General features: G+C 69.7%; 25 protein-coding genes and 1 riboswitch. Of the genes, 7 read left to right on the top strand and 18 right to left on the bottom strand.

Annotated features, from left to right (window positions below):
* Positions 1-3: 3 nt before the first annotated feature.
* Positions 4-94: riboswitch (SAM riboswitch) on the top strand.
* A 5-nt stretch (positions 95-99) separates the two neighbouring features.
* Complete coding sequence (locus ACO0LV_RS03555) at positions 100-1332, top strand: O-succinylhomoserine sulfhydrylase (RefSeq protein WP_424786489.1); 1233 nt, start codon at positions 100-102, stop codon at positions 1330-1332.
* Between the two features lie 15 nt (positions 1333-1347).
* Here the strand turns inward: ACO0LV_RS03555 and ACO0LV_RS03550 are convergent, their stop codons facing one another.
* Both ACO0LV_RS03550 and upp read right to left on the bottom strand, forming a co-directional pair.
* On the bottom strand, positions 1348-1986 hold the full coding sequence (locus ACO0LV_RS03550) for a M23 family metallopeptidase (protein ID WP_424786488.1): 639 nt from the start codon (positions 1984-1986) through the stop codon (positions 1348-1350).
* Between the two features lie 286 nt (positions 1987-2272).
* Positions 2273-2908, bottom strand: coding sequence for a uracil phosphoribosyltransferase (gene upp / locus ACO0LV_RS03545; protein ID WP_424786487.1), 636 nt, complete (start codon positions 2906-2908; stop codon positions 2273-2275).
* 35 nt (positions 2909-2943) lie between these two features.
* On the opposite strand from upp, the gene ACO0LV_RS03540 reads away from it, so the two are divergent.
* On the top strand, positions 2944-3549 hold the full coding sequence (locus ACO0LV_RS03540) for a nucleoside deaminase (protein WP_424786486.1): 606 nt from the start codon (positions 2944-2946) through the stop codon (positions 3547-3549).
* Between the two features lie 44 nt (positions 3550-3593).
* Here ACO0LV_RS03540 and ACO0LV_RS03535 read toward each other — a convergent pair whose 3' ends face one another.
* The gene (locus tag ACO0LV_RS03535) at positions 3594-4352 is read right to left on the bottom strand and encodes a Sir2 family NAD-dependent protein deacetylase (RefSeq protein ID WP_424786657.1); all 759 of its coding nucleotides are present in this window, start codon (positions 4350-4352) and stop codon (positions 3594-3596) included.
* Between the two features lie 170 nt (positions 4353-4522).
* Between ACO0LV_RS03535 and ACO0LV_RS03530 the strand changes: the two genes are divergently transcribed.
* The 3 genes from ACO0LV_RS03530 (at position 4523) to ACO0LV_RS03520 (ending at position 7808) form a co-directional block, all read left to right on the top strand.
* Positions 4523-5875, top strand: a complete 1353-nt coding sequence (locus ACO0LV_RS03530) for an ABC transporter substrate-binding protein (protein WP_424786485.1) — start codon at positions 4523-4525, stop codon at positions 5873-5875.
* 143 nt (positions 5876-6018) lie between these two features.
* A complete protein-coding gene (locus ACO0LV_RS03525; protein ID WP_424786656.1) occupies positions 6019-6894 on the top strand; it encodes a carbohydrate ABC transporter permease in 876 nt (291 codons plus the stop codon).
* The gene (locus tag ACO0LV_RS03520; RefSeq protein ID WP_424786484.1) at positions 6894-7808 is read left to right on the top strand and encodes a carbohydrate ABC transporter permease; all 915 of its coding nucleotides are present in this window, start codon (positions 6894-6896) and stop codon (positions 7806-7808) included. The genes ACO0LV_RS03525 and ACO0LV_RS03520 overlap by 1 nt, the downstream gene beginning before the upstream one ends.
* 36 nt (positions 7809-7844) lie before the next feature.
* Here the strand turns inward: ACO0LV_RS03520 and ACO0LV_RS03515 are convergent, their stop codons facing one another.
* The 12 genes from ACO0LV_RS03515 to ACO0LV_RS03460 all read right to left on the bottom strand — a co-directional run bounded on the left by ACO0LV_RS03515 (position 7845) and on the right by ACO0LV_RS03460 (position 20560).
* Complete coding sequence (locus ACO0LV_RS03515) at positions 7845-8339, bottom strand: hypothetical protein (RefSeq protein ID WP_424786483.1); 495 nt, start codon at positions 8337-8339, stop codon at positions 7845-7847.
* Positions 8340-8476: 137 nt separating this feature from the next.
* Positions 8477-9826, bottom strand: a complete 1350-nt coding sequence (locus tag ACO0LV_RS03510) for a YihY/virulence factor BrkB family protein (protein WP_424786482.1) — start codon at positions 9824-9826, stop codon at positions 8477-8479.
* 113 nt (positions 9827-9939) lie between these two features.
* Positions 9940-11133, bottom strand: coding sequence for an amidohydrolase family protein (locus ACO0LV_RS03505; protein ID WP_424786481.1), 1194 nt, complete (start codon positions 11131-11133; stop codon positions 9940-9942).
* On the bottom strand, positions 11130-12833 hold the full coding sequence (locus ACO0LV_RS03500) for a DUF885 domain-containing protein (RefSeq protein WP_424786480.1): 1704 nt from the start codon (positions 12831-12833) through the stop codon (positions 11130-11132). The genes ACO0LV_RS03505 and ACO0LV_RS03500 overlap by 4 nt, the downstream gene beginning before the upstream one ends.
* Positions 12830-13750 (bottom strand): ATP-binding cassette domain-containing protein, encoded by a 921-nt coding sequence (locus ACO0LV_RS03495; RefSeq protein ID WP_424786479.1) that lies wholly within the window; start codon positions 13748-13750, stop codon positions 12830-12832. Before ACO0LV_RS03495 ends, ACO0LV_RS03500 begins: the two co-directional genes overlap by 4 nt.
* Positions 13750-14592, bottom strand: a complete 843-nt coding sequence (locus tag ACO0LV_RS03490; RefSeq protein WP_424786478.1) for an ABC transporter ATP-binding protein — start codon at positions 14590-14592, stop codon at positions 13750-13752. The genes ACO0LV_RS03495 and ACO0LV_RS03490 overlap by 1 nt, the downstream gene beginning before the upstream one ends.
* Complete coding sequence (locus ACO0LV_RS03485) at positions 14589-15584, bottom strand: ABC transporter permease (RefSeq protein ID WP_424786477.1); 996 nt, start codon at positions 15582-15584, stop codon at positions 14589-14591. Before ACO0LV_RS03485 ends, ACO0LV_RS03490 begins: the two co-directional genes overlap by 4 nt.
* Positions 15584-16537 (bottom strand): ABC transporter permease, encoded by a 954-nt coding sequence (locus tag ACO0LV_RS03480; RefSeq protein WP_424786476.1) that lies wholly within the window; start codon positions 16535-16537, stop codon positions 15584-15586. The genes ACO0LV_RS03485 and ACO0LV_RS03480 overlap by 1 nt, the downstream gene beginning before the upstream one ends.
* A 7-nt stretch (positions 16538-16544) precedes the next feature.
* On the bottom strand, positions 16545-18323 hold the full coding sequence (locus ACO0LV_RS03475; protein ID WP_424786475.1) for an ABC transporter substrate-binding protein: 1779 nt from the start codon (positions 18321-18323) through the stop codon (positions 16545-16547).
* A 188-nt stretch (positions 18324-18511) separates the two neighbouring features.
* Positions 18512-18892, bottom strand: a complete 381-nt coding sequence (locus ACO0LV_RS03470; protein ID WP_424786474.1) for a VOC family protein — start codon at positions 18890-18892, stop codon at positions 18512-18514.
* Positions 18893-18961: 69 nt separating this feature from the next.
* The gene (locus tag ACO0LV_RS03465; protein WP_424786473.1) at positions 18962-20038 is read right to left on the bottom strand and encodes an NAD(P)/FAD-dependent oxidoreductase; all 1077 of its coding nucleotides are present in this window, start codon (positions 20036-20038) and stop codon (positions 18962-18964) included.
* Between the two features lie 75 nt (positions 20039-20113).
* A complete protein-coding gene (locus ACO0LV_RS03460) occupies positions 20114-20560 on the bottom strand; it encodes a GNAT family N-acetyltransferase (RefSeq protein WP_424786472.1) in 447 nt (148 codons plus the stop codon).
* Positions 20561-20643: 83 nt separating this feature from the next.
* On the opposite strand from ACO0LV_RS03460, the gene ACO0LV_RS03455 reads away from it, so the two are divergent.
* A complete protein-coding gene (locus ACO0LV_RS03455; protein ID WP_424786471.1) occupies positions 20644-21351 on the top strand; it encodes a YczE/YyaS/YitT family protein in 708 nt (235 codons plus the stop codon).
* A 69-nt stretch (positions 21352-21420) separates the two neighbouring features.
* On the opposite strand, the gene ACO0LV_RS03450 is transcribed toward ACO0LV_RS03455, so the two are convergent.
* Positions 21421-22815 carry an NAD-dependent succinate-semialdehyde dehydrogenase gene (locus ACO0LV_RS03450; RefSeq protein ID WP_424786470.1) on the bottom strand — a complete coding sequence of 465 codons (1395 nt, stop codon included), beginning with the start codon at positions 22813-22815 and terminating at the stop codon, positions 21421-21423.
* A gap of 163 nt (positions 22816-22978) precedes the next feature.
* Here ACO0LV_RS03450 and ACO0LV_RS03445 point away from each other — a divergent pair, with 163 nt between their 5' ends.
* The gene (locus ACO0LV_RS03445; RefSeq protein WP_424786469.1) at positions 22979-24421 is read left to right on the top strand and encodes an NAD(P)/FAD-dependent oxidoreductase; all 1443 of its coding nucleotides are present in this window, start codon (positions 22979-22981) and stop codon (positions 24419-24421) included.
* A gap of 46 nt (positions 24422-24467) precedes the next feature.
* Here ACO0LV_RS03445 and ACO0LV_RS03440 read toward each other — a convergent pair whose 3' ends face one another.
* Both ACO0LV_RS03440 and ACO0LV_RS03435 read right to left on the bottom strand, forming a co-directional pair.
* Positions 24468-25451, bottom strand: a complete 984-nt coding sequence (locus ACO0LV_RS03440; protein WP_424786468.1) for an SIS domain-containing protein — start codon at positions 25449-25451, stop codon at positions 24468-24470.
* A 7-nt stretch (positions 25452-25458) separates the two neighbouring features.
* Positions 25459-26736, bottom strand: a complete 1278-nt coding sequence (locus ACO0LV_RS03435) for a hypothetical protein (protein ID WP_424786467.1) — start codon at positions 26734-26736, stop codon at positions 25459-25461.
* Between the last annotated feature and the right edge of the window lie 108 nt (positions 26737-26844).

The following is a 26844-nucleotide window of genomic DNA, read 5'->3' as shown; positions in this document are numbered from 1 at the left end:
GCCCGACCATCCAGAGCAGCCGAGAGATCTGGCTCGACGACGCTGCAGCAACCACCGCGGGCGCGGAAGGTGCTACCGCCAGGAGCGATGGAGGCAGCCATGAGCGATCCACAACCTCGATGTTCCCTGCCCGAGGGTGTGGGAGCGGCCACCGTGGGCGTGCGCGGGGGCCAGCAGCGCACCGAGTTCGGCGAGATCGCCGAGCCGATGTTCCTCACCCAGGGCTACGCCTACGAACGGGCCGCCGACGCCGAGGCGGCCTTCGCCGGCGAACTCGACATCTTCACCTACTCCCGCTACTCCAACCCCACCGTTGCCGCGTTCGAGGAACGGATGCGCCTGCTGGAGGGTGCGCAGGCGTGCTACGCCACCGCCAGCGGTATGTCCGCGCTGTTCGCCGCGATCGCCCCCCTGGTGAAACAGGGCGGGCGGATCGTGGCCGGCAAGGCGCTGTTCGGATCCACCTTCGTGGTGCTGGACCAGATCATGGGCCAGTGGGGGGTCCGCACCGACTACGTCGATGCCCATGACCTCGAGGACTGGGAGCGGGCCCTGGCCACCCCGGCGGATCTGGTGCTGTTCGAGACCCCCTCGAACCCGATGATGGACCTGGTCGACATCGCTGCGGTCTCGCGGCTGGCCCACCGCGCCGGTGCGCTGGTGATCGTGGACAACGTGTTCGCCACCCCGGTGCTGCAGCGACCCTTGGAGTTCGGCGCCGATATCATCGTGTACTCGGCCACCAAGCACATCGACGGGCAGGGCCGGGTGATGGGCGGGGCGGTGCTTGGCCCGCGCGAGATCATCTGTGGCCCGGTGCAGGACTTCATCCGCAACACCGGTCCAACCCTGAGCCCGTTCAACGCCTGGGTACTCCTGAAGGGGCTGGAAACGCTCGCGCTGCGGGTGCGGGCCCAGAGCGCGGCAGCGTGGGAACTGGCCACCTGGCTGGAGGGGCATCCCGGGGTGGCATCGGTGCGGTACCCACTACTGGATTCTCACCCTCAGCAGGTGCTCGCCAAGGAACAGATGAGCGGTGGGGGAACCGTGGTCACTTTCGATGTGGCCGCTGATGGCGCCGGTGGGGCCGGGCAGGTCAAGGAGCGCACGTTCGCGGTTCTGGACGCCCTGCGGATCGTGGACCTGTCCAACAACCTGGGCGATGTGAAGTCGATGGTCACCCACCCGGCCACGACGACGCACCGCAAGTTGGGTGCGGCCGGTCAGGCCGCGATCGGGGTCACCCCCGCCACCGTGCGCCTGTCGGTGGGCCTGGAGGACGTGCCGGACCTGCGCGCCGATCTCGACCAGGCTCTGGGCCGGCTTCGCTGACGCGTGCTGGGTCGGTCAGGGCGCGTCCACGATGCTGCCGTTGCGGGGCAGCCCCTGGGGGAAGGTGATCGACACCGCCTCGGTGCTGGCCGCTTCGAGGGACGTCATGGCTTGCAGGTGCAGGTGGGGCTCGGTGCTGTTGCCGGAGTTACCGCACTCACCCACCTGTTCCCCGGCGAGGACCGGATCGCCTGCGTGTAGTGCGATGCTGCCCAGCCGCAGATGGCACAGCGCCACGAACGGGCCACCGGCTGCCGGCTGGATGATCAGGTGGTTACCGGCCAGGCCGGGGAAGCCCCGCGCGGCCCGCCGGGGCTGGGTCAACGCGTAACCGATCGAGGGCAGCCCACGAACGCTCATGTGGTCCGGCTCCCCGTCATGCACTGCGGCGATCCTGCCGGACAACGGGGCCAGCACGGCCCGGCCGAACCCGTGGAACCGCTCCGGTTGCTCCGGGCGCAGCAGGGAGGTGAGGGTGAACGGCGCCGAGCGCCCGCGTTCGTCGACGGGCACGAAGTCGATCGAGTAGGCGGTGCCGAACCGTGTGGTGCCATGGCTGGGCACCCGGTTGGCAGGGCTGTTCCGGACCGACCATCGGCCCCGGAACGGGTAGCGCAGTTCGAGGACGTCACCCCCGTCAGTGCTGGTGTGCATCGATCCGAGCATAGGCCGCAGGAGCCCGGGCCGGTGTTGGTGCCGGGGCCAGCCCCCCGCAGGGTGTTCCTCGGTGGTATCGGCTGCCCTACCTGCGTTGCTGCCCCTACCTGCGTTGACTTCGCGGCAAACGTCCTGACGTCGCGCCTGGGGCATCGCGCTCTCACGATAGATGCCGCGAAGTCGACACCTGGCCCGATTGGTTGGGGGGTTGGCTGGGCTAGGTGGGGGTTGGCTGGTCCGGTGGCGGCGGGTTGGTCAGGTGGCGAGGTGGCGGCCGGCCGGGTCAGACGACGCCGTAGAGGCGGTCGCCGGCGTCGCCCAGGCCGGGCACGATGTAGGCCTTCTCGTTCAGGCCCTCGTCCACCGCGGCGGTCACGATCGTCACGTCCGCGCGGTCTCCCACAGCCTCCTCCACCGCGCCGAGCCCTTCGGGTGCGGCGAGCAGACAGATTGCGGTCACGTCGCGGGCACCGCGTTCGAACAGGTACTCGATCGAGGCCACCAGGGTGCCGCCGGTCGCCAGCATCGGGTCCAGTACGAAGCACTGCCGGCCGGTCAGATCATCGGGCAGCCGGTTGGCGTAGGTGATCGCCTCCAACGTGTCTTCATCACGCTGTAATCCCAGGAACCCGACCTCCGCCGTGGGCAGCAGCCGGGTCATCCCCTCCAGCATGCCCAGGCCGGCGCGCAGGATCGGCACCACGATCGGCTGTGGATCGGCGATCCTGGTGCCGATCGTGGAGGTGACCGGGGTGGAGATGCGCACCGGCTCGGTGCCCACCTCCCGGGTGGCCTCATAGGCCAGGAGGGTGACCAGTTCCTCGGTGAGTTGACGGAACGTGGGAGATGGCGTGCGCTCATCCCGCAGGACCGTGAGTTTGTGGGCGATCAGTGGGTGCTCGACTACGTGCAGGCGCATGACGCCCAACCTACCGACCAGGCACACTGGCCACCATGACAACCGGTGCACAGGAATCAGATTCGGATCACACCGGCACCGCTCCGACCGCGGGTGCAGGCGCCGACCGCAGTCGTGGGGGTGCGGGCGTCAGCCGAAGCCCGCGCGCCGATCCCACTGCCGACCCCGCCGCCGATCCATCCATTCCCCGGCCCGGCGATGCGGCCGCGATGCGCCTGGCCCTGCGCGAGGCAGCCACGGCCGGCGCCGCCGGTGACGTGCCGATCGGGGCGGTGGTGCTCGACCCCGAGGGTGAGGTGATCGCCGTCGGGCACAACGCCAGGGAGGCCAGTGCCGACCCGACGGCACACGCCGAGATCCTCGCCCTGCGCGCGGCCGGGAGGGCGATGGGCAGCTGGCGCCTGACCGGGTGCACGCTGGTGGTGACGCTCGAGCCGTGCGCGATGTGCGCCGGGGCGGCGGTGCTGGCCCGGGTGGCCCGGGTGGTGCTGGGGGCCTGGGACCCCAAGGCGGGCGCGTGCGGATCCACCCGTGACATCGTTCGCGACTCCAGATTGCCGCACCGAACGGAGGTGACCGGTGACGTGCTCGGCCCCGAGTGCGCCCAACTGCTGCGGGACTTCTTCGCCGAGCGACGCTGAGCGGCCCGCTTTCCAGAGGCGCCCAGGGGAGCCGGTCCGGTCCGCTACAAGGGTGCTGGTAACGCCGCCACCAGCGCCGTGAGTGTCTCGGAGGTGCCGGCGTGCACCAGCACGTCGGCGAGCGCGTCGCCCCGGGTGCTGCCGCGGTTCACGATCGCCACCGGTTGGTCGTTCTTGGCGGCGTGCCGCACGAACCGCAGACCGGACATCACGGCCAGGGAGGAGCCGAGCACCACCAATGCCTCGCCCTCCTCAACCATGGCGTAGGCGCGGGCGACCCGGTCCTTGGGGACGTTCTCACCGAAGTAGACGATGTCGGGCTTGAGGATCCCCCCGCACACCGGGCAGGGCAGGATGCGGAAGCCCTCGGTGGCTTCGATCACCGCGTCGGCGTCCGGGGCGATCTCCACGTCGGCGACGCTGACCTCATCGGCGAAACCGGGGTTGAGTTCCTCCAGTTCGCGGTGCAGTTCGGTGCGCGCCATCCGATGGCCGCAGGTGAGGCAGATGACGGCGTCGTAGTGACCGTGCAGGTCGATCACCCGCCTCGAGCCGGCCGCCTGATGCAGCAGGTCCACGTTCTGGGTGATCACGCCGTTGACCAGGCCGGTGCCCTCCATGGCTGCCAGCGCCCGGTGGCCCCGGTTCGGTTCGGTGGTGCGCATGTGCCGCCAGCCCACGTGGTTCCGGGCCCAGTAGTGGCGGCGGAAGCCGTGGTTGGACACGAACTGCTGGTAGGTCATCGGGGTACGCGGCGGGGAGTCCGGCCCCCGGTAGTCGGGGATTCCGGAGTCGGTTGACATCCCCGCGCCGGTCAGTGCGGTCCACTGCCTGCCGCGCAGCAGGTCCACCAGTTCGTCCAACGCGTCACTCACGCCATGAGCCTACGGCCGCGGGGCGGTGAGTGAGGTGCCGGGTGCTCGTCGTGCGCAGCGAAGGGGTCGGCGATATCGTGCAGCCAGGCGGCCATGGCATGAAGGCGACGGAGGCGGTCATGATCTCCCGGGACATCTCTCGACGAAACCTTCTCGGACTGGGTCTGGGGCTGGGGGCCGGTGCGGCCCTGGCCGGGTGTGCGCCCGCCACGTCCAACCCGAACGCGGGCCCGACACTGCCCCCGGCGGACGGTCCGGTGCGGCTCACGTACTGGTCCTGGCTGAAGGACCTGCAGGTGGTCTGCGACATCTGGAACGAGGCCAACCCGGACGTACAGGTGGAGGCGGTGTGGATCCAGGGCGGCAACGCCGGCGGATACCAGAAACTCTTCTCCGCCCTCGCCTCCGGCGGCGGGCCGGACATCGGCCAGGTGGAGTTCCGCCAGATCCCTGCCTTCCTCCTCGTCAACGGCCTGGTGGAGATCGGCCGGTACGGCATGGGCGAGGTCACCGACCGGTACGACGAGGCCCTGATCAACCAGATCACCTTCAACGACGGAATGTTCGGGGTGCCCCAGGACTCGGGCCCGGTGGGCTTCTACTACCGCCACGACCTGTTCGACTCCATCGGCGCGCAACCACCGGGCACCTGGGAGGAGTGGTTGGAACTGGCCCGCGAGGTCCGCACCACCGGGGCGTACCTGGAGGCCTTCGACGTCGGGGACACCTCTCCGTTCGCCGCCTACGCCACCCAGGCGGGAGCGAATTGGTGGCAGATCGACGGCGATTCCTGGGTGGTGAACATGACCGATGAGGCCACCCTGGAGGTCGCGGACTTCTTCGACCGTGCCGTGGACGAGGACCTGCTGCACACCGGCTTCGGCCCCTACTCCCCGGGATGGTTCGCCGCCGCCGGCAACGATCAGATCTTCGCGGCCACCGGCGCCTCGTGGGCCGATGCCCTGATCCAGGGGGTGGCCGCCACCGAGGGGCTGTGGCACGTGGCCCCGATGCCGGCCTGGGCGCAGGGCTTCGGGTCGACCTACCTCGGTGGGTCCACCGCGGCGGTGATGGCCAATACGCGCTACCCGGCCGAGGCGCTGGACTTCTGCATCTGGATGACCACATCCGAGGAGGGGATCGACGCGATGATCGAGCACTGCGGCATCGGCTGGTCGCCGTCTCCGGACTTCATCGGTTCCTCCCGGAGGGAGCCGTCGGAGTTCTTCGGCGGGCAGAACTACAACGAGGAGGTCTTCGTGCCGGCCGCCGATCAGCAGAACCTGGAGTGGACCTGGGCACCGACGACGCAGCGCGTCTTCGACATCCTCGGTGACGGGTTCCGGCGCAAACTGACCGCGGGGCAGAGTTTCGTGACGTCGATGCACGAGGCCGAGGAAGCCACCGTGAAGGTCCTCGCCGATACCGGCCTGAATGTGAGGTCGGCATGAAGCGCGCCGAACCGGGGCGTACCGGGCCGGGCGGATCGGGCACGGCGACCGGGGACCGCCCGAGCAGGCGCGAGGACGCGGCCGGCGAGCGGAGCGCAGGAGCGCGCCCGGCCCGTGGTGGCAGAACCCACCGCAACGCCCAGATGCGGCGCGCGCCGTGGTTGTTGCTGACCCCGTTCGTGGTGGTGTTCTTCTTCGCGTTCCTGCTCCCGATCGCCTACGCGGTCGTGCAGAGCTTCGTTCGGGTGGAGCGCCAGGGCCTGTTCGGGGAGGAGGGCATCACCTCCACCTTCGCCGGGGTGGGCAACTACGCGGCGGCCCTGGAGAACGCCGAGTTCGTCGCCTCGATCGGGCGGGTGCTGCTGTTCGGCGCGGTGCAGGTGCCGGTGATGATCGTGTTCGCCACGGTGCTGGCGCTACTGCTGGAGACCGCCTCGGCGAGATGGCCGGCCTTCTTCCGGGCCACGTACTTCATGCCCTACGGGGTGCCGGGGGTGATCGCCACCATCCTGTGGTCCTTCCTGTACCTGCCGGGTCTGAGCCCGGTCGTGGACGTGGCCGAGGCGGTGGGGATCTCCATCGACTTCCTGGGCCCCGGAGTGGTGTTGTGGTCGATCGCGAACATCGTGACCTGGACCTACACCGGCTACAACATGCTCATCATCGTCGCCCAGCTCAAATCCATCCCGGGCGATATCTACGAGGCGGCGCGCATGGACGGCGCCGGTACCTTGCGGATCGCCGGGTCCATCCAGCTGCCGCTGATCCGGCCGGCGCTGATGCTCGCCACCGTCTTCTCCATCATCGGCACCCTGCAACTCTTCGCCGAACCTCAGGTGTTGCAGAGCGTCTCCCCGGCGATCAACAACGACTACACCCCGAACCTGTCGGCGTACAACTCCGCGTTCAACTACAACGACTACGGGGTGGCGGCGGCCCAGTCAGTCCTCATCGCGCTGGCGGCATTCGTGCTGTCCTTCACCTTCCTACGTCTGGTGAACCGGAAGGAGAAGCTCTGATGACCGCGCTCGCCCCGACCTCCGCGCGCACCGCCCGGCGCCAGGACCGCGCCAAGAACAAGGCCAAGCCCGGCGGCACCCCGCAGTCGCGCATCATCGTTACCGGCCTGCTCGTGGTGGCGGCACTGTACTTCCTGGTCCCGGTCTACTGGGTGGTCGTGGCGGCCACGAAGAGCACCGAGGACCTGTTCGCTACCAACGGGTTCTGGTTCGCCGAGAACTTCAACCTGCTGTCCAACATCACCCAGGTGCTCACCTATGACGGCGGCATCTTCGTGCGCTGGTTCGCGAACTCGGTCTTCTACTCCGGTGTCGGTGGTCTGATCGCCACCTACTTCGCCGCCGCCGGCGGGTATGCCCTGGGCAAGTACGTCTTCCCGGGCCGGGAGTTGGTGTTCGGGATCGTGCTCGGTGGGGTGCTGGTGCCGGCGACGGCCACCGCGCTTCCACTGTTCCTGCTGTTCAGCCAACTGGGGATGGCCAACACCTACGCGAGTGTGCTCATCCCCTCCCTGGTCTCTCCGTTCGGGCTGTTCCTGTGCCGGATCTACTCCACGGCCACGGTGCCGGACTCCCTGATGGAGGCCGCCCGGATGGACGGTGCGGGGGAACTGCGGATCTTCCACGTGATCGGGCTGCGGGCGATGGTGCCGGCACTGGTCACCGTGTTCCTGTTCCAACTCGTGGGGATCTGGAACAACTACTTCCTGCCGCTGGTGATGCTGGCGGATCAGAACCTCTACCCGATCACGCTGGGCCTGAACAACTGGCTCTCCCAGGTGGACCGGCTGCCGGAGTTCTACGAACTCACCACCGGCGGGGTGCTGGTCTCGGTGGTCCCGCTGGCGATCGCGATGATCGTGCTGCAACGGTTCTGGCGCGGCGGGCTGACAGCGGGTGCGGTGAAGGAGTAGCCACCCGCGGTCACCTCCGGCTGGACGACGGCGGCGTCACCCCGGCAGGGAACCCCACCCGGTGAGGAATCCCACCCCGGCCAGGCCGCCGGCAACCAGACCGCCCCAGACGATGGCGGCGATGATCTGCCAGACCAACACGCGGGTGCGGGCGTAGCCCACGCTCACCATGATGAAGGTGGTCACGGAGATCGCCATGACGGTCGGCGCCAGCAGGGAGGCCAGCGGTACCCCGTACCTGTCGGTGCGGGCCACGACCCGGGCCCGGCGGGAGTCGGAGGCGGCAGGCTTGTCGTGCCGCCGGTTCGCTACGGCGCCGCCGGCGAGGCTCGCGATGAGCACCGCGCCGGCGTTCCCCACCACCGCCGCACCGTAGGCCAGCAGCAGCGGTACGCCGGCCACACTGCCGATCGCCGTGCCCAGGTAGGACTCCACGAACGGCACCACGCCCAGCAGCGCGACGGCCAGCACCGAGACCACCGGTGGCAGGTCGGCGACGAAGACTTGAATGTCATTGACGATCTGGTCCATGTCTGGCTCCTAGGGGCTCGGACCACCGGTGGCGGTATCTGCTGGGATATCTCCAGCATTCCCGCCGAACCTCTCCGTCAGTAGTGCACCGGTTCAGGGATCGCCGTGCATCTGACCCGGGCCGGCCGTGACAGCCGTCATGTGCGGGCCACGTCCGGGGCGGGGTTGTCCCGCTCTCCGGCGTCTTCGGGGGCCTCCCGCTCGCCGGGGTCCTCGGTGGCGTCCCGCTCGGTGGCGTCCCGCTCGGCGGCGTCCCGGCCGGTCTTGTGCTGCAGTTCGGCGTTCAGCACCCCTCCGGTGAGCAGGGCGATGGAACTCAGCCACATCCACAGCACCCCGGCGAGCACCAAGCCGACGGTCTGCGCAGCGGCCTGGACCGCTGAGTCCTGTACCGGCTCCCCTTCCAGTACCGAGGTGCCCGTGTAGGCCAGGTACTGGCCGAAACCGAGGGAGATCCCGATCAGCAGGATGGTGCCCAGCACTGCCCCGGGCAGGCACCGGGTCCATACGGTGTCCACGTTCGGGCCGTACCGGTACAGCATGGTCAGGTAGAGCGCGACCACGGCCGCGACCGCCGGCCAGCGCAGCACGCCCCACGCGATCTCGAAGAAGGCACCGAGCCCGAACTGGTCGGCGATCTCCCGGCCACCGCCCAGCAACGGTCCCACCACCACCATCGCCACCAGTGCCAGCAGTGTGATGACCGCACCGAAAGCCAGCACCAGCCCGAGCGCCTGCAGGCTCAGGAATGCGCGGCGCTCCTGCACCGCGTAGGCATCGTCGAGTGCGCGGATCGCCGCGCGGAACATTCTGCTGGCCAGCCACAACGCCGCCAGGACCGATCCGATCGCCACCCCGGCCCGCTCCTGCGCGAGCAGCCCCTCGATCAGCGGCACCAGCACCTCATCGGTGACGTCGGAGGCGAAGACCGTTGCCACGGCCTCGATGAGGCTCTGTTCGATCTGCCCAACCTGCTCCGGGCCGAGGATCCGTTCCAGAAAGCCCAGGCTCGAGCCCAACGCCAGGCCCAGCGGCACCAGGGAGATCAGCCCGTAGTAGGTCATCTCCGCGGCCAGACCGGTGACTCGCACCTCTTGGACCCGGCGTACCGAGCGGAATGTCAAGGAGACCAGGTTGATCCGGCGCTCCCGGTCCTCCCGGCCCTCCACCCGGTGCTGGATGCGCGTCATCAGGTCCTGGTCGGGGGCGCGTGCGGCCCGGTACCGGCGCAGTGGGTCGAGCCCGAAGTGATTGATCGCCGCGCCCAGATGGGAGAGCAGCAGACCCGCGGCAGCGGCCCCGCCCAGGCTGATCACCGGGCGCCACGGCGCGTGCGTCACTTCCATCAGGCTCAGCCCGGAGGTGAAGGAGCCGAAGACCGACAGGATGGTGGTGGCGGCCGGACTGAGCCAGGTGCGCATCGGGGAGTACCGGCGAAAGGTGGCCGCCACGACGAAGCCCGTCAGCACTACGGCCACGAACAACACGACGACTCCCCGCTTCAACGCGCACTGGTGTGCTCAGGATGGCACGATCATCGGGCCGCGAGGAGCGGACATACCCGCCGGCGCCAAACTGAACGGCGAAGAGGTCCGGGGACTCAGCCCACCACGGTGCCCGCTCGGATCACGGTGCGGGTGCGGGACTCGTCCCACAGCGCCGCAGCATCGGTGCGTGGATCGGCATCGAGAACGATCATGTCCGCCACGGCGCCAGGTGCGATCCGGCCCAGGTCCTCACGTCCCAGGATGTCCGCATTCACCCGGGTGGCCGACCGGAGCACGTTGTCCACGCCGTCGGCCTCGATCTGCAGGCGCAACCCGAGGAGTTGGTCGTCCTCCAGGTCACCCATCAGGTCGGTGCCGAACCCGATCGCGACCCCGGCGGCGCGAGCGGTCGTGATCGCCTCCTGGCCGGCGTGGAAGACCTGCCGGTTCTTCTCCTGACCGTCCTCGGAGAGCCCCACCGCGGCGCCCCGGCGGTTCATCGCGTCGTACGCGACCAGCGTCGGAACCAGGAAGGCACCGTGCGTGGCCATCTCCTGTGCGGCTGCAGCATCGAGCAGGTTGCCGTGCTCGATCGTGCGAACACCGGCTCGCACGGCGTGCACGATCGACTCGGGTGAGTAGGCGTGTGCGGCCACGTAACTGTGCCGTCGGGCGGCCTCGGTGCAGATCGCCTCCAGTTCCTGCTCAGAGTACTGCGGCAGCCGGATCGGGTCGGTGGGGGAGACGACACCGCCGGATGCCATCACCTTGATGCAGTGTGCCCCGGTGCGGAGCCGGTCCCGGACGGCAGTGCGCACCGCGTCCACGCCGTCGACCACCTCGGTGATGTGCCCGGACAACGCGCACGAACCCACATCCGCCGGACGAGGATCGCCATGCCCCCCGGTCTGGCTCAGGGCCGCGCCGGAGTAGAAGTACCGCGGCGCGGCGATCAACCCGGCCTCGATCGCCCGAGCCAGACCGATGTCCCCACCGGCCACGTCACGCACGGTGGTGAATCCCCGGCCCAGAGCCCGGCGCAGGCGCTGACCTGCGGCCAGCGCGACATAGCTCATCGGTGTCTGGTCGATCCCGAAGGCGTCCAGACCGATGCCGTAGGCGTGGAAGTGGGCGTCGATCAGCCCGGGGATCACTGTGCGACCGTGTGCGTCCACCACTGTGTCGCCGTCCTGGGGGTCCACCGCGCCGACTGCCTCGATGCGTCCATCGACCACTCTGATCGAAGCGGCCGAGACCCGTCCGTCGTCAAGGATGGCGGCATCGGTGATCGTCAGTGCCCCGCTCACCGTGCACCGCCGTTGTGCACGCGGGTGGCCCGTGCGGCCACAGCCCGCTGCACCTCGGTCCGCAACACCTCCAGTGGCACGCTGCCCAGGGCGAGGATCACGTCGTGGAAGTGCCGTAGGTCGAAGTGCTCACCGAGGGTGCGTTCGGCGTGCCTGCGCAGTTCCAGGATCGCCAGTTGCCCCAAATAGTAGGAGGCGGCCTGGCCGGGCCAGGTGATATAGCGGTCCACCTCGGTGCTGATCTCGTGCTCGGACAACGCGGTGTTCCGCCGCAGGAAGTCCTGGGCCCGCTCCCGGCTCCAGCCCAGGGCGTGGATCCCGGGGTCGATCACCAGCCGGGCGGCCCGCCACATCTGGTAACTGAGCATCCCCATCATCTCGAACGGGGTGCGGTAGATGCCCATCTCCACTCCCAGGCGCTCGCAGTACAGCGCCCAGCCCTCACCGTAGGCGGAGATGTAGACCTCCCGCCGGTAGTCGGGGTTCTGCTCGGCCTCGGCGGCGAAGGCGCTCTGGAACGCGTGCCCCGGGGCCGCCTCGTGCAGAGTCAGCGCCGGCAGCGCGTACAGCGGCCGGGCGGGCAGGTTGTAGGTGTTCAGCGTGTACCGGTCCCGACCGCCGCGGCCGGCGGTGTAGTAGGGCGCCAGGTCCGGTGGCGGTTCGATGATGCCGAACCGGCCGCGCGGGACCAACCCGAAGAACTGATGGACGACGGCGTCGAACAGTTTGCACTGCCAGGCCGCCTCCTTGAGGAGCTGGGCGGGGGTGTCCACGTAGAACTGGGGGTCGGTGCGCATGAACTCCCGCATCGCCGCGGCGTCGTCGAAGCCGGCTTCCTCGGCCACCTGGGCCATCTCGGCCTGGATCGAAGCGACCTCGGCCAGCCCGATACGGTGGATCTCCTGCGGGTCCAGGTCCGTGGTGGTGTACTCGCGCAACTGGGCGCGGTAGAACTCGGTGCCGCCGGGGGTGGCGGCCACCGAGACGTCCTCGGGTAGGCCGGGCAGATACTCGGTGACGAGGAAGTCCAGCAGGGCGGCGTAGGCGGGGATCACCGTCTGCTCGATCACGGCGGTAGCAGCCGAGATCAGGTCCCGGCGCCGTTCGGCGCCGACCGTGGCGGGCAGGTCGGTGAACGGACGCAGGTAGGCGACCTGGTCGGCGCTGGTGGCCTCGGCCACACTGCGGGCGGTGCCCTCCCGCCCGGCCATGGCCACCCTCGGTGGGGCGAACCCGCGGCGCAGGCCGGTGCGCATGTTCTCGATGTGCTGGTCGAACCAACGCGGCAACTGGCGCAACTGCTCCAGGAACGCCTGGGCCTGCGCATAGGTCATCGAGACCCGGGCCAGGCCCTGATGGTCGGTCCAGAACGCGGTGTCGGAGTTCATCGGGCGCTCAAACACCCGGTGGTCCACGTGGGCGATCAAGGCCTCGATCTGGGTGAGGTAGACCGCCAGGTCCACCCGGGCCCGCGCCGAAAGCGCCGCGGTATCCAGGCCGGCCAGTTCCTCCTTGACCGAGCGCCAGTGCTCGCCGCGGGCCTGCCAGGCCGGCGCGGAGGCGTCCGGCAGGCGCGCATCGACCTCCTGTCCCCAGTAGAACTGGCTGCCGAGTTCCTGGAGTCGCCAGGTCCACTCGGCCTCGGAGATACGCCGGAACTCGGTTTCGGCGGGGCTGCTGGCTCCGGCGGAGGTGCTCATCGGTGCTGGTCGTCCTTTCGTCGCTGACTGGTGGCCGCGTCGTCTGCCTCGTCTGCCGCGGCTGCCTCGTCTGTCTCGTCTGTCTGGTCTGCCGAGGCTGCCTCGGCGCGGATCCTGGCGGCATCCCATTCGGTGGGGATGCGCGGTACGGCAGCGAGCAGTTCCTGGGTGTAGGCCTGGCCGGGTGCGTCGAAGATCTGCGCGCACGGGCCCTCCTCGACCACCTTGCCCTTGTGCATCACGGCCACCCGGTCGGCGATCTCGCGCACCACGGCCAGGTCATGGGCGATGAAGAGGTAACTCAGGCCCAGCTCGCGTTTGAGGTCCTGGAGCAGATCGATCACCTGGGCCTGCACCGACACGTCCAGGGCGGAGACCGCCTCGTCGCAGATCACGACCTTGGGGTTGACCGCCAGCGCCCGAGCGATCCCGATTCGCTGGGCCTGCCCGCCGGAGAACTGGTGCGGGTAGCGGGTGGAGTGATCGGGGTCCAGGCCCACCCGGGCCATCAGGTCCTTCACCCGGGTGCGGTAGGAGACCTTGGTGCGGATGCCTTGGTAGCGCAGGGGTGCCGACACGATCCGCTCCACGTCGTGGCGGGGATTGAGCGAGGAGTAGGGATCCTGGAACACCAGTTGCACGTTGCGGCGGAAGGTGCGCAGATGGCTGTCGGTGGCCTGGGTGACGTCGGTGCCCTCGAGGTAGACCGACCCAGCCGTGGCGGGGATGAGCAGGGAGAGCAGCCGGGCGCTGGTGGACTTGCCCGATCCCGACTCCCCCACCACCGCCAACGTCTGGGCCTGGTGCACCCGCAGGCTCACGTCATCGACCGCCAGTAACGTCTCGGGCCGGCGGCCCTTGGCCCTGGTGGTGTAACTCTTGACCAGGTTGCGGCCCTCGAGCAGTACCTCACCCATCAGTGCACCTGCCCATCGATGCGTGGCGTGGCATGCAGCAACTGGGTGGTGTAGGCGTGCTGCGGGGCGGAGAAGATGCGCTCGGCGGGGCCCGCCTCGACCTGCTTGCCGTGGCGCATCACGAGAATGTCATCGGCCATCTGGGAGACCACCGCCAGGTCGTGGGTGATGAAGATCATCGCGATACCGGTCTGCTCCTGCAGTCCGCTGAGCAGTTCCAGGATCCGTGCCTGCACCGTCACGTCCAGTGCGGTGGTGGGCTCATCGGCAATGAGCAGGTCCGGCTCGCACACCAGCGCCATGGCGATCATGATGCGCTGGCGCATGCCGCCGGAGAACTGGTGCGGGTAGTGGTCGTACCGGTCCGCCGGGGAGGGGATGCGCACCTGCTCCATCGCCTCCACCGCCACCGCGCGTGCCTGTTTGCGGGAGGCGTTGCGGTGCGCCCGGTAGGCCTCGGCGATCTGGAAGCCCACGGAGTAGTACGGGTTCAGGGAGGACAGCGGGTCCTGGAACACCATCGAGATCCGGTTCCCGCGCAGCCGGCGCATCTGCGCATCGGTGCGGCCCAGCAGCGCCTCACCGTCGAAGACGACGCTGCCGCTAGCCTGCGCCCCCACCGGGAGCAGGCCCATCAGGGCCAAGGAGGTCATCGACTTGCCGGACCCGGATTCACCCACCACACCCAGGGTGCGGCCACGCTGCACATGTAACGAGACCCCGTCCACCACGGCGGTGGCCCGGCGCGTTTCGCCGAACTCCACGGTCAGGTCCCGCACTTCCAGCAGCGGCGCGGTGGTGGGGGCAGTACCAGCCTCGGCGGTCGTACGGCGCGGGCTCATGAGACGGCCGTCCGCACGCGCGGGTCCAGCACCGGGTAGAGCAGGTCCACCACGATGTTCATCAACACCACGGCCACACCCGCCACGATCGTCACACCCATGATCACCGGTTGGTCGTTGGTGCTGATCGCGTCGTAGGCGAGCTTGCCCACCCCGTTCAGGCCGAACACGGTCTCGGTGATCAGGGCCCCACCGAGCAGGGCCGCGAAGTCCATCCCGAACAGCGTGGACACCGGGGTCAGTGAGGGCCGCAGGGCGTGCCTGGTCAGCAACGGGCCGCGGGACAGACCCTTCGCCCGGGCGGTGCGCATGAAATTCTCCGAGAGGGTCTCCAGCACGTTGGCCCGGGTCAGCCGGGTGTACATCGCGGCATACATGAGCGAGAGCACCACCCAGGGCATCAGGTAGGCCTGGAACCATCGCACCGGGTCATCGCTGAAGGGCACGGCAGAGGGGAAGGGCAGGATGCCCAGTTGTACCACCAGCAGGTACTGCAGGATCAGGGCCACGAAGTAGTTCGGCAGCGCGATCCCGGCCAGGGCGGTGCCCATCGCCGCACGGTCCCACCAGCTGCCGGCCTTGACCGCGCTGACCAGGCCGGCGCTCACCCCGGCGAACAGCCACAGCACCGCCGCGCCGATCGCCACGGTCGCGGTGACCGGGAACCGGTCGGCGATCATGGTCAGCACCGACTGGCGGGTCTGGAAGCTGTACCCCAGGCATGGGGCGTCGCAGAACACCGCGGAGGCACCGGTGCCGTAGGAGCGGCCCACGAAGATTCCGGACAGGAAGGTCCAGAACTGGGTCAGGAAGGGGTCCTGCAGTCCCAGCCGGGTGCGGATGTCGTGGATACGTTCGGCCGAACAGGTCTGCCCGCAGATGCTCGCTGCCGGGTCCGGGGTGAGCCAGAAGAAGATGATGAAGGTGAACAGCACCACCGCGAACAACACCACGGCGGCCGCGAACAGCCGCCGGATCAGGTAGGTCAGCATCAGCCTTGCGCCCCCCTCGCCAGACCCTTCTGCAGGGCGTCTCCGAGCACCATGAACGACAGCACCGTCAAGGTCAGGAAGATGCCGGGGAAGATGAAGAACAGTGGGTGGGAGGCGTACCAGGGCACGGCCGCCGCCACCATCTGCCCCCAGGACGCCGTGGGCGGCTGCACCCCCACACCGAGGAAGGACAGGCCCGCCTCGGTGGCGATGAAGTTCGGGATCGACAGGGTCGCCAGCACGATGATCGAGGCCACCAGGTTCGGCAGCACCTCCTGGAAGACGATCCGGAGCCTGCTGGCCCCAGCCGCTCGGGCCGCTTCGACGAACTCCCGTTCTGTCACCGACATCGCCTGGCCGCGCACGACTCGGGCGATCGCCGGCCAACCGAAGATGGCCAGCACGAGCACCAGCATCAGGGGCCGGTTCCCGCCCGGGATCGCCGAGAGGATCGCGATCATGAAGATCAGCGCGGGGAAGGCCATCAAGAAGTCCATGACCCGGGAAATCACCTGATCGACCACCCCGCGCAGAAACCCGGCGAGCACCCCCAGGGTGACGCCCAGGGCGGTGGTCAGGGCGGCCGCGGCCACCGCGATCGTCAGGGAGATCCGCGCGCCGTAGACGATCCGGGCGAAGATGTCGCGCCCGTTCAGCGGCTCCACACCGAACCAGTGGTCGGCGGAGATGCCGCCGTAGCGCCCCTCCGGGAGGCCCCCGCGGGCCGGGTCCAACTGGTCCTGGTGGAACTCCAGTGGACCCGAGCCGCTGATCGAGGTGAGCACCGGCGCGAGGATCGCCATCAGGGCCACGATCCCCAGGAAACTCAGCGCCAGCACCGCGGAGGGGCGGAGCAGGGCCCGGCGCATCGCGCTGCTGCGCTTGCCGGGTTGCTCCGCGTCCTCCTCGGGGCCGAGATGTTCCTCCGCCGTGAGCTGGGTGCTCAGGGTCATCGAAGACTCAGCCCTCTGGGTCGATCAGACCAACAGAGGCGTAGTCGATGTACCCGGTGCGGGCGGCGTGGGCGTAGGCGTCGCCGACGTTCTCCCCCACCATCTGCAAGGGGGTCTCCCGTACCAGCGGCACCACCGGGGCGTGTTCCATGATCTCCCGGTTCAACTCGGCGTAGGCAGCGTTCTGCTCGTCGATGTCGGTGATCATCTCGATCTCGCGGAACCGGTCGTTGATCTCGGGTTCGTCGAACTGGGACATGTTGGTGTTGCCCGATTCGGAGATCCGGGTGCCGTCGAACAGCGGCGTCAGCAGCGGGGTACCGGAGAGCCAACTACCGCACCAGCCGTAGATGGCCATGTCGTTCTGCTGGGCCGGGGTGCCGATCGCCTCGTAGTAGGTTGCGCCGTCGATGACGTTCAGTTCCACGCTGATCCCGGCAGCCTGCAGGGACTGCTGGACGGCCTCGGCCTGTGCCTGCCATTTCGGAATGCCGCGCACGTCCATGACGAAGGACAACTCGTCCACGTCGTAGCCGGCCTCCTCGATCATGCTGCGGGCGAGTTCGGGGTCACCCTCGGAGTTGTCGGTCGGGTACAGGTCGAACTCTTCCCGGCCCGGCACGGTTGGCAGCAGCATCTCGGTAGCGACCTCGGCGACTGCCGGGCCGCCGGTGGCGGTGATCACGCTCTGCCGGTCGATCGCGTAGTTGAGGGCCTGCCGCACGGTCAGGTCCGACATCACGTCCTTGGTGGTGTTCAGGGTCAGGAACGTGGTGCAGGTGGGCAGGATCTGGATGGTGCGCTCCCGTAGCGTCTCATCATCGAGCACCCGGCCCAGGCTGGCCGGTAGCAGCGGGTTGGTGCTCGAGATGACCGCGTTGCGGTCATCTCCCTGTCCGGTCAGCGCGCGCTGGTCGATGGTGTTGGGATCCAGGCCGAAGACGAACTCGAACGCATCGGGCTGCGCCGCGCGGATCGGGTCGGTCTCCGGGTCCCACTCCTCGTTGCGCACCAGGGAGACGTGCGAGCCGCGCTCGTAGGACTCCACCCGGTAGGGACCGGAGGCGATGGGTTGGACGTCGATCTGCTCCACGTCCACCTCGCCGTCGGGGAAGGGGGTGAACGGTGGGTTGGCCGCCACGGCGTTGAAGTCGGCCAACGGCCGCTCCAGGGTGAACTCGATCGTGCGGTCATCGGGCGTGCTGATCGAGTCCAGGCCCTCCGGGGCGTCGTAGATGCCCGCGTACTCGCGGGCACCGTCGATCACCATGTGCAGGTCCGAACCGATCGCCAGGCCGGGGTCCATGGACCGTTCCAGCGCGTACTTCAGATCGTGGGAGGTGATCGGGGTGCCGTCCTCGTACCGCAGGCCCTCCCGCAGGGTGAAGGTCCACACCGTAGCGTCCTCGTTCGAGGTGCCCAGGTCCTCGGCGAGGTCCCCGACCAGCGTCATCTCCTCGGTCTCGGGGTCGTAGACGTAGTTGGTCAGGTGGCGGTAGATCAGGTGGTAGAAGTTGTTGACGTTGCCGTCGTTACCCATCGTCGGGTCCAGGTGGGAGAAGTCCACCGCGCCGAGGACGGTGACGGTCCCGCCGGGGCTGGCCGCGGGGGTGCGCAGGGCGAAACCGGCTTCGGTCAGCGTCACCTCCGACTCGCCGCCGGAGTCGTCCCCCGATCCGGTCGAACCGTTGCCGTTGCCGTCGCCGGCTCCGTTCGAACAGGCCCCGAGCGCCAGTGCGCCGGCGATGAGCAGCGCCCCCAGGGCCTTGCTGCGAGTTGACTTCATAGTCCTGAACTCCGTCTTTGGATGAGTGGTATGTCACATAGTGGGGCAGCCTCCGGGCATGGTCAAGGGCGTCGTGCAAGCGTTACCTGTCCGTGATCGTGGTTTACCGGTGGGCGGGAAGCTGTGGGCCTCGGTGCGCCCGGGCGCACCCAGCCGCGCCCGGCCGGCACGCGCGTCATCGTGTCGGCTCAGGTGAACAGGCAGAAGGGGTGGCCGGCGGGGTCGATCAGGACGCGCACCTGCGGCTGGGGTTGGACCTCGGCCTCGACGGCCCCGCACCGGAGCGCCCATCGCACCGCCGCGTCCAGGTCCTGCACCCAGATGTCCAGGTGCTGGGTGGCCACCTGTGCACCGGGGCGGGCGGGCCAGACCGGGCGGGTGTGGTGACGTTCGAACTCGAAGTTCAGCGTAGGCCCGGACCCCTCGGGGGCGCGGATCTGGGCCCAGCCGCCGTCGGGCTCCTCACTGGTGACCTGCAGTCCGAGCAGGTCGGCGTAGAAGGCGGCCAGCGCCGCCGGCTCCGGGGCACCGATCGTGATCGAGGTGAGTCTCATCGACGGTCGTTCCATGATGCTCCTCCGTTCTCATGAGCGGTGACCACGCAGCGACCACCCGGTGGCGGTACGGCCCGCCGGTGGCTAGTGGGGTGGCCCCCCGAACCGGGCCGCCGGCGCCAGGTCGGCGGGCAGATCCTCGCCCAGGGCAGCCTGGGCCAACGCCTGCCCGAGGGCGGGAGCCTGCTTGAACAGGTTGTGCCCGACGACGGCGCTCACCCCGGGTCCCTGCCACACGCCGACGCCGTCGGAGCCCCAGGGCAGTTCGGTGACCCAGCAGTGCACGTGCCCCACCGGGTCCGGGTCCAGTCCGGGCAGGGCCGTGGCGACGTAGGCCCGGGCCTGCTCGGCCAGGTCGGCCAGGCGCTGCGCGCCTCCGGGGGCGGTGAGGTCGGTGGTGCTGCTCAGGCCCAGGGAGTAGCGGGTGTTGCCGGTGTGGGCTGCGGCGTAGACCCCGGTTGCGCCGAACGCCCCGCTGGAGTCCTGCAGCGTCGCCAGTCGCTCCCGAGCTCCCCCGGTCACCGCGAACGTCAGACGGACATGGGCGCTGAGACGCACCGGGATAGCCATGTCGGGCACCAGTTCGGCCGTGCGGGCGCCGGCGCAGACCAGCACATGATCATGCCGGCGCCGACCGGTCAGGGTGCGCACCTCCACCCGGGAACCAGCCGGACCGATGGTGATGACCTGCTCTCCGACGAGGCCTTGGTGCAGCGCCCCGGTCAGTGCCGCGATGGCGGCCTCGGTGCGGATCGAGCCGCCGCCGGTATCGAGAACGGCCGGGCCGTCGTAGGGCGCCAGGATCGGGAGGGCTCGAGCGACCTGATCCGGATCAACCCGGGCAGCTTCGACGCCCTCGATGCCGGCCAGGATGCGGAGTTTGTCGAGGGCACCATCACCTAGCGACAGTGCGCCGTCAGCGGAGAGCAGTTCGGTGCCGAAGTCGCGTTCCCACTGGCACCAGATGTGGCGGCTGCGCACCGCCCAGGTCACCATGCGCGGATCGTCGTGGGCGTGGCGGAAGATCCGCGAGCACCCAGCGGACTGCCCGCTGCCCGGCGCGGCCGGTTCGTACACAGTGACATCGGCCCCGCGCTGCCGCGCGGCGTAGGCGGCGGCCAGGCCCACGATGCCGGCACCGACGACGGCGACATCGGCCATAGTGCCTCCTGGGGTACGCGGATACCGGCCTAGGCGTTCATCGTCGGGGCGACCGGGGGAGTCGTCAACCGCTGGCTACCTCAGGTCCTTGCACAGTTCCTCGTTGGTCTCGGTGGCGCGGCGGCGCGTGCCGTCGTCAGCGACGTCGGCGTAACTGACGGTTTCGGTGCGTCCGGTGGCGACGTAACCCAGGCGCAAGTACAGGGCGCGGGCCCGGTGGTTGCCCAGTTCCACCCCCAAGGTGGCGTGGTCGTGACCTTGTTCGCGAAGCAGGTCCTCGGCGGCTGCGATCAAGGCGGTGCCCACCCCGCGCCCCCGGGCGCGGGAGTCAACCTGCAGGTGCCGTAACTCGCCGCGGGCCACCAGTACACCACCGATCACCTCATCGGCCTCGCGGGCCACCAGGTAGGTCGCCTCCCCGGCGCGCCGGCGCGCGTCGTCCCCGACGGCGGCCGCGGCGCCGGGAGGTTCGCGGCGGGGCGCGGCGGTGACATCGGCCGGCACCGCCACACGCACGATCATGATCGGCCAGGGTACTGGCTGTGCTGCTGCCCCTCACCGCGCCGCCGGCCCGGTGAGACGCCCCGGCAACAGGGAGGCGGGGTGTGGCAGCATGTCCGATCGTGCGTCGTTCCTTGGAGGATCTGGGTCTGCGGCGGATGACCCCGGCCCAGCAGTTGCGGGCCGGACGGTTGCCGCTGCGTTTGGGGACGCTCTTTCTGGGGCTGACCCTGTTCGGTGTCTCCCTCGCGGTGATGATCCAGGCGGGCCTGGGCATGATGCCCTGGGACGTGCTCCACTACGGCCTGTCCCGGCACCTGCCGCTGAGTATCGGCACGATCCTCATCGGCCTGTCGTTGCTGTTGCTGTTGCTGTGGATCCCGCTCCGGGAGATGCCGGGCGTGGGCACGATCGCCAACGCGATCTGGGTCGGGATCGTGCTGGACCTGGCGCTGATGGTGGTGCCGGCGGTAGAGCCCCTGGGCGCACGGATCCCGATGATGGTCGGAGGCATCGTCCTGAACGGCATTGCCACCGCGATGTACATCGGCGCCCAGCTGGGGCCGGGACCGCGCGATGGCCTGAGCACGGCGCTGGCCCGGCTGCTACCGGTGAGCCTGCGCGTGGTGCGCACCGGGATCGAGGTGATCGTGGTGCTCACCGGGTGGATGCTCGGGGGCGTGGTCGGGGTCGGCACGGTGCTGTTCGCCCTGGCGATCGGCCCGCTGACCCAGACCTTCCTGCCCTTCCTGGCGGTGCGTTTGCCCCCGGTGCACCCGGGCCAGGGTTCGCGCGCACCCACCGGCGCCTGACACCCGCGCCTGATCACGCGCCGCGCACCCACCCGCGCCTGCGGCCCGAACCGCAACCTCTCGCAGTGGTCAGGATTGGGCGGACTCGACGTAGAACAGGCGCTTGTTCACGAACTCATCCATGCCCAGCGGCCCCAGCTCGCGTCCGTAGCCGGAGCGTTTGACCCCACCGAAGGGCATGTCCGCGGTCTCGGGTGCCGGGGCGTTCGCCCCGGCCATCCCCACCTGCATCTGCTCGGCGAAGGCCTCTGCCCGGCCCGGCTCGGTGGCGAACACGGTGCCGCTGAGGCCGTAGGGGGAGTCATTGGCCAACCGCAGCGCCTCCTCTTCCGAGGCCACTTTGTACACCGCGGCGACCGGTCCGAACAGTTCCTCACGGTAGGCGCGGGCGCCGGCGGGAATGTCGGTCAGCACCGCCGGGGCCACGTAGTTGCCCGGCCGGTCCAGGTGGGTCCCGCCCACGTGCAGCGTGGCGCCGTGGTCGACCGCGTCGCGCACCTGCTCCAGCAACAACGCAGCGGCCGACGGCGAGGACAGCGGCCCGTAGGTGCCCTCGGCGCCCGTAGCCGGATCGGCCGGGGTCAACGCCGCTACCTGGGTGCGCAGTTCGTCCACGAACTCCTCGTACACATCGGCCAGGACGATCATGCGTTTGTTGGAGTTGCACGCCTGCCCGGTGTTCTCCATCCGCACCGCCAGCGCCTCGCGTGCCGCCGCCCGCGGGTCCGAGCTGGACAGCACCACATAGGGGTCGGACCCACCGAGTTCGAGCACCACCTTCTTCAGGTGCCGCCCGGCCTGCTCGGCCACGGCCGCTCCGGCCCGCTCAGAGCCGGTCAGGGAGATCCCCTGGATCCGCGGGTCGGCGATGATGGTGGAGACCTGCTCGTGGGTGGCGAACAGGTTCTGGTACACCCCCGCCGGCACCCCGGCGTCATGGAACAGGCGCTGTACCGCCAGGGCCGAGGCCGGGCAGATCTCGGCATGCTTGAGGATGATCGTGTTTCCCAGCATCAGGTTCGGCGCCACGAACCGGGCCACCTGGTAGTAGGGGTAGTTCCACGGCATGATCCCCAGCAACGGGCCCAGTGCGCGGCGCTGGATCACGGCGCGCGCACCGTCGGCCTCGGTGAGCACCCGGTCGGCGGCCAGGCCCGGCCCCTGGGCGGCGTAATAGGCGAAGATGTCCCGGCAGAACTCCACCTCCTCGTGGGACTCGGCGATCGGCTTGCCCATCTCGGTGGTGATGGTGGTCGCCAACTCATCCGCGCGCTCGGTGAACAACTCACCGATCCGGGCCACGATCGCGGCCCGTTCCTCGATCGGTCTCGCGGCGAACTCGCCGAATGCCTGCGCCGAGGCCGCCAGCGCCTCCGCGATCTGGTCATCGGTGGCGAAATCGTAGGTAGCCAGCACCTCCCCGGTGGCCGGGTTCTGGGTGCGGTAGGCAGGGGACGTCGTCATGGGATGCTCCTGGGATCAGACCGATGATGCCGGCGGAACGCCGGCCCGGCGGGGTCGGTATGCACCGACCGCACCGTCGGTGCCATCCTGACCAGGGCGGTAGGTAAAGTAAAGATGACGCGGCTGCCTCAGTGAGCACCGCACGGTCGGCGGAGGTGGCGCAGTGAGTACGTCAACGCCGCGTGGTTATGGCCACGATCTGCAACACGACGCCGCGTGGCTGCAGAGCAAGATCACCGGCGCCAGCCCCACCCCGTTCTGGCTGGACTCCCCGGCGCGGCCGGCTCCGCGCCCGGCCCTGAGCGGTGACGCCCGCGCGGACCTGGTGGTGGTCGGTGCCGGATACTGCGGCTTGTGGGCGGCCTTGATCGCCAAGGAACGTGACCCCGGCCGGTCGGTGATCGTGCTGGAGGCGCGCCAGGCGGGCTGGGCGGCCAGCGGCCGCAACGGGGGCTTCTGTGAGATGAGCCTGACCCATGGCGAGGTCAACGGCGCCCGCCACTTCGCCGAGGAGCTGCCCGCGATCGAGCAGGTGGCCCGGGCGAACTTCCGCGGCCTGGAGCGGTCCATCGAGCGGTACGGCATCGATGCCGAGTACGAGAACACCGGCATCCTGGTGGTGGCCACCGAGGAACATCAGGTGGACCCGCTGCGCGCCGCAGCTCAGGCCTCGCCGGACCCGGACTCGCGATTCTTCGACCGCGACCAGGTGCGCGAGCAGGTCGACTCACCGCTGTACCTGGCCGGCCGGTTCAAGAAGGATGGGTACTCCTTCGTCCATCCGGCCAAACTGGCCTGGGGGTTGCGCCGGGCCTGTCTGGACCTGGGCGTGCAGATCTATGAGCACACCCCCGTGCGGGGCCTGGTCCGGTCCAGCCGCGACGTTCAGGTGCGTACCGACGGCGGGACCATCCGGGCGCGGAAGGTGGCGCTGGCCACCAACGGCTTCCCAGCGCTGTTGGCCCGGAACGAGTGGTTCTCGGTGCCGATCTACGACTACGCGTTGATGACCCAGCCGCTCACCGACGCCCAACTGGAGGCGATCGGCTGGACCGGCCGGCACGGGATCACCGACTCCTCCCGCGAGTTCCACTACTACCGCAAGAGCGCCGACAACCGGATCCTCTTCGGCGGCTACGACGCGATCTACCACCGCGGCGGCAAGGTGCGCGGCGCGCAGGAGCAACGACCCGAGACCTTCCTGCGCCTGGCCGATCACTTCCTCAGCACCTTCCCGCAACTGCAGGACATCACCTTCACCCACGCCTGGGGCGGGATGATCGACATGTCCACGAACCTGGTGGCATTCCACGGCACCGCCATGGGCGGGGATGTGGCCTACAGCGCCGGCTTCACCGGGCTGGGCGTGGGGGCCACCCGGTTCGGTGCCGAGACCATGCTCGACCTGCTCGAGGGCGATGAGACCCCGCGGACCCGGCTGGCCATGGTGGGCTCCAAACCGATGCCGGTGCCACCGGAGCCGCTGGCCTATCCGCTGATCCAGCTGATGCGCCGGGCGGTGGCCAAGTCCGACGCCCGCCACGACGGCCGGGACACCTTCCTGCTGCGCCTGGCCGACCGCTTCGGCGTGGGATTCGATTCCTGACCCACCTCGCCGGCAGGGCCAACCCGTAGCGGTCAGCGCTCTTCAGCTACCGGCCGCTCCACGTGAAGTCCGGGTCCGCCTCGTGCCACCGTGCCGCCACGAGTTCGGCCACCAGCACCTCGCTGAGCACCGCCACCAGCGGGTCCTCATCCCCGGCGTAGCGCACCACGTGCGCGGCGCCGGGCAGGTCCGCTCCCACGGAGACGAACGTGGCACCGCGGTGCTCCAACCAGTCCAGGGCCTGGCCATCCCAGCGGGAACCGGCGAACAGCAGCACCCGGTAGTCCAGGGTGCGGGCCAGGTACAGGTCCACGTGTGCCCAGTCGCCGGTCTCACTGGCCCACGCCGGCCGACGTGGTACCTCCCGCATCATCAACGCGCCCTGCTGGGCACTGGCCAGCCGCTCCAGCGGGGCCAGCAGGAACGTGCCGTGGGGTCCCAGCAGCGTGCTGCTCACCTGCGGCAGCCAGGCCGGGGCCCCCTCGAGCAACTCGGCGTTGGCGCCGGCTGCCCGGCGAGCGCTCACCGCCGGCGCCACGGTCGGGGTGAACCCGTAGGTTCGCAACACCTCCGACAGCACCACGACCGTGTGCCGGAAGGTGCGGCAGGCCACGCCGGAGGCCTCCACCCCCGCGGTCAGGGGGACGAGGACGTCCGCCACCTCGGCGAGAGGGGAGTCGGTCTTGTTGGTCACCGCCACGAGCCGGCCGGTCCCGGCGTAACGGGTGACGGCGTGCAGTACCTCGGCGCTGCCGCCGGTGGCCGAGACTGCGATCACCACCAGGTCCGGCGCCGGGGGTGGGAGCAGCTCGGCGCTGGCCAGCGATACCTCCACCGCGACCCCCTGCGCGCGGGCGGCCTGAGCCACCACCCCGGCCGCGTAGGCGCTAGATCCCATCCCCAGCACCAGGACCCGGCTGGCCGCCGGAAGCAGGTCCACACCGGGCAGGCCCGCCTCGAGTGCCCCGGCAAGTGATTCCAGATGGTGCGGGACGAGGGCAAGGTCTTCGTGAAAGCGGGTGACGTCCATGGCCCCATCATCCCCCGTAGCGGAAGGTCAGCGCGGCGTCGGCGGCGTACTGCCAGCGGGGCAGGTACGTGGCGGCATAGGTCAGTTCGCGCAACAGTTGCGCCACGATCAGCCCTTCCAGCGCTGCGGCGTCGAGGAGTCCGCAGGACTGTCTCGCCGCCAACTCGGCCCGGTAGGCGGCCAACACCTGTGCACGCCCGGCGCCGGCCCAGGTGCGCAGGGTCTGCTCCGCGCCGTCGCGTCGTCGCGCACACACTGAGGCCACCAGCTCCACCGAGGTGAGCAGATGGGCCACGTCCCGCGCCGCCAGGTCGCGACGGTGCTGCTGAGCCGCGGGCTGTTGCGGGTCACCGTCGAAGTCGATCACCCAGTAGCGCTCGTTCGCACGCAGCACCTGTCCAACGTGCAGGTCGCCGTGCAGGTGGATGGTGGGCGCGGTCAGGTCATCGGGGATGGTGTCCAGCAGCTGCTCCAGGACGCCGCGGCGATCGCGCAGGCGCCGTCCGGCGTCGCCGCCGGTGACCGCCAAGGCCTCGGTGAGCGCGTCGTGTGCACCGGCGCGCACTCGTCTGCCATGGGCCGGTGGCCCCTGACCCATCCGGGCCAGGTCGGTATGCAGCCGGGCCGCGAGCGCTCCCAACTGTCGTGGCCAGGTGGGTTCGGGTCCGCCGTCCAGGTGGGCCAGCACGTCATCGACCGCCCAGGTCCACCCGTCGGTGGCGCCGGGAATGAGTTCGGTGACCATCGCCACGGTGGCCCGGCCCCGCGGGTGCACCCAGTCCAGCCGGCCCCGCAGCGCCGGTGTGACGCCCGAGCCGATCGAGGCCAGGTGGTCCAGGATCACCCCGGCCCGGTCGGCGCTGCCCCAGGCGTGGATCACCTTGACCACGGATTGCCCCACGGCGACCGACCAGTTGGTCATGTCCACCCCGAAATCGCGTTCGTCCGCGCCGGTGAGAGGTCGTGACCGGCCGGCGGACGACGGCGCAGGACCGGCGACGGACGGTCCGGTCGCGTACCGGCCGGGCCGGGTGATCTCCACATGTCCCTGGGTGGCCGGCAGACCGGCCGCGCGGGCCTGGTCGGGCGGGGTGGGTGCTACGGAGGCGGCGCCTGCAGACGGCGCGGGTGCGTCGTCGTCGGCCGGCCCTGCCGTGATGGCATTCACCAGGTCCGCAGCCAGTCCGTCGCCGGCACGGGCCGACACACCACGGGCGCTGAGCGCCTGCACCCGCCCGTCCTCGTCCAGCGCCAGGCGCCCGTGCCGGGTCCTCACCACGTCCATGGGCCACAGCCTCTCAGGTCCCGCCCGCTGTCGGACGCGAGCAGGCGTTGACACGCGTGGGGGCAGCGGCGATGTTCAAGCTCGGGCTAGGCTTGCGCAGCCAGGCGC

The sequence above is a fragment of the Pseudactinotalea sp. Z1739 genome (genome assembly GCF_049725055.1).
In the GTDB taxonomy this organism is placed as follows: Bacteria; Actinomycetota; Actinomycetes; order Actinomycetales; family Beutenbergiaceae; genus CALKWS01.
This window is presented reverse-complemented; position numbering and strand designations above follow the sequence as displayed.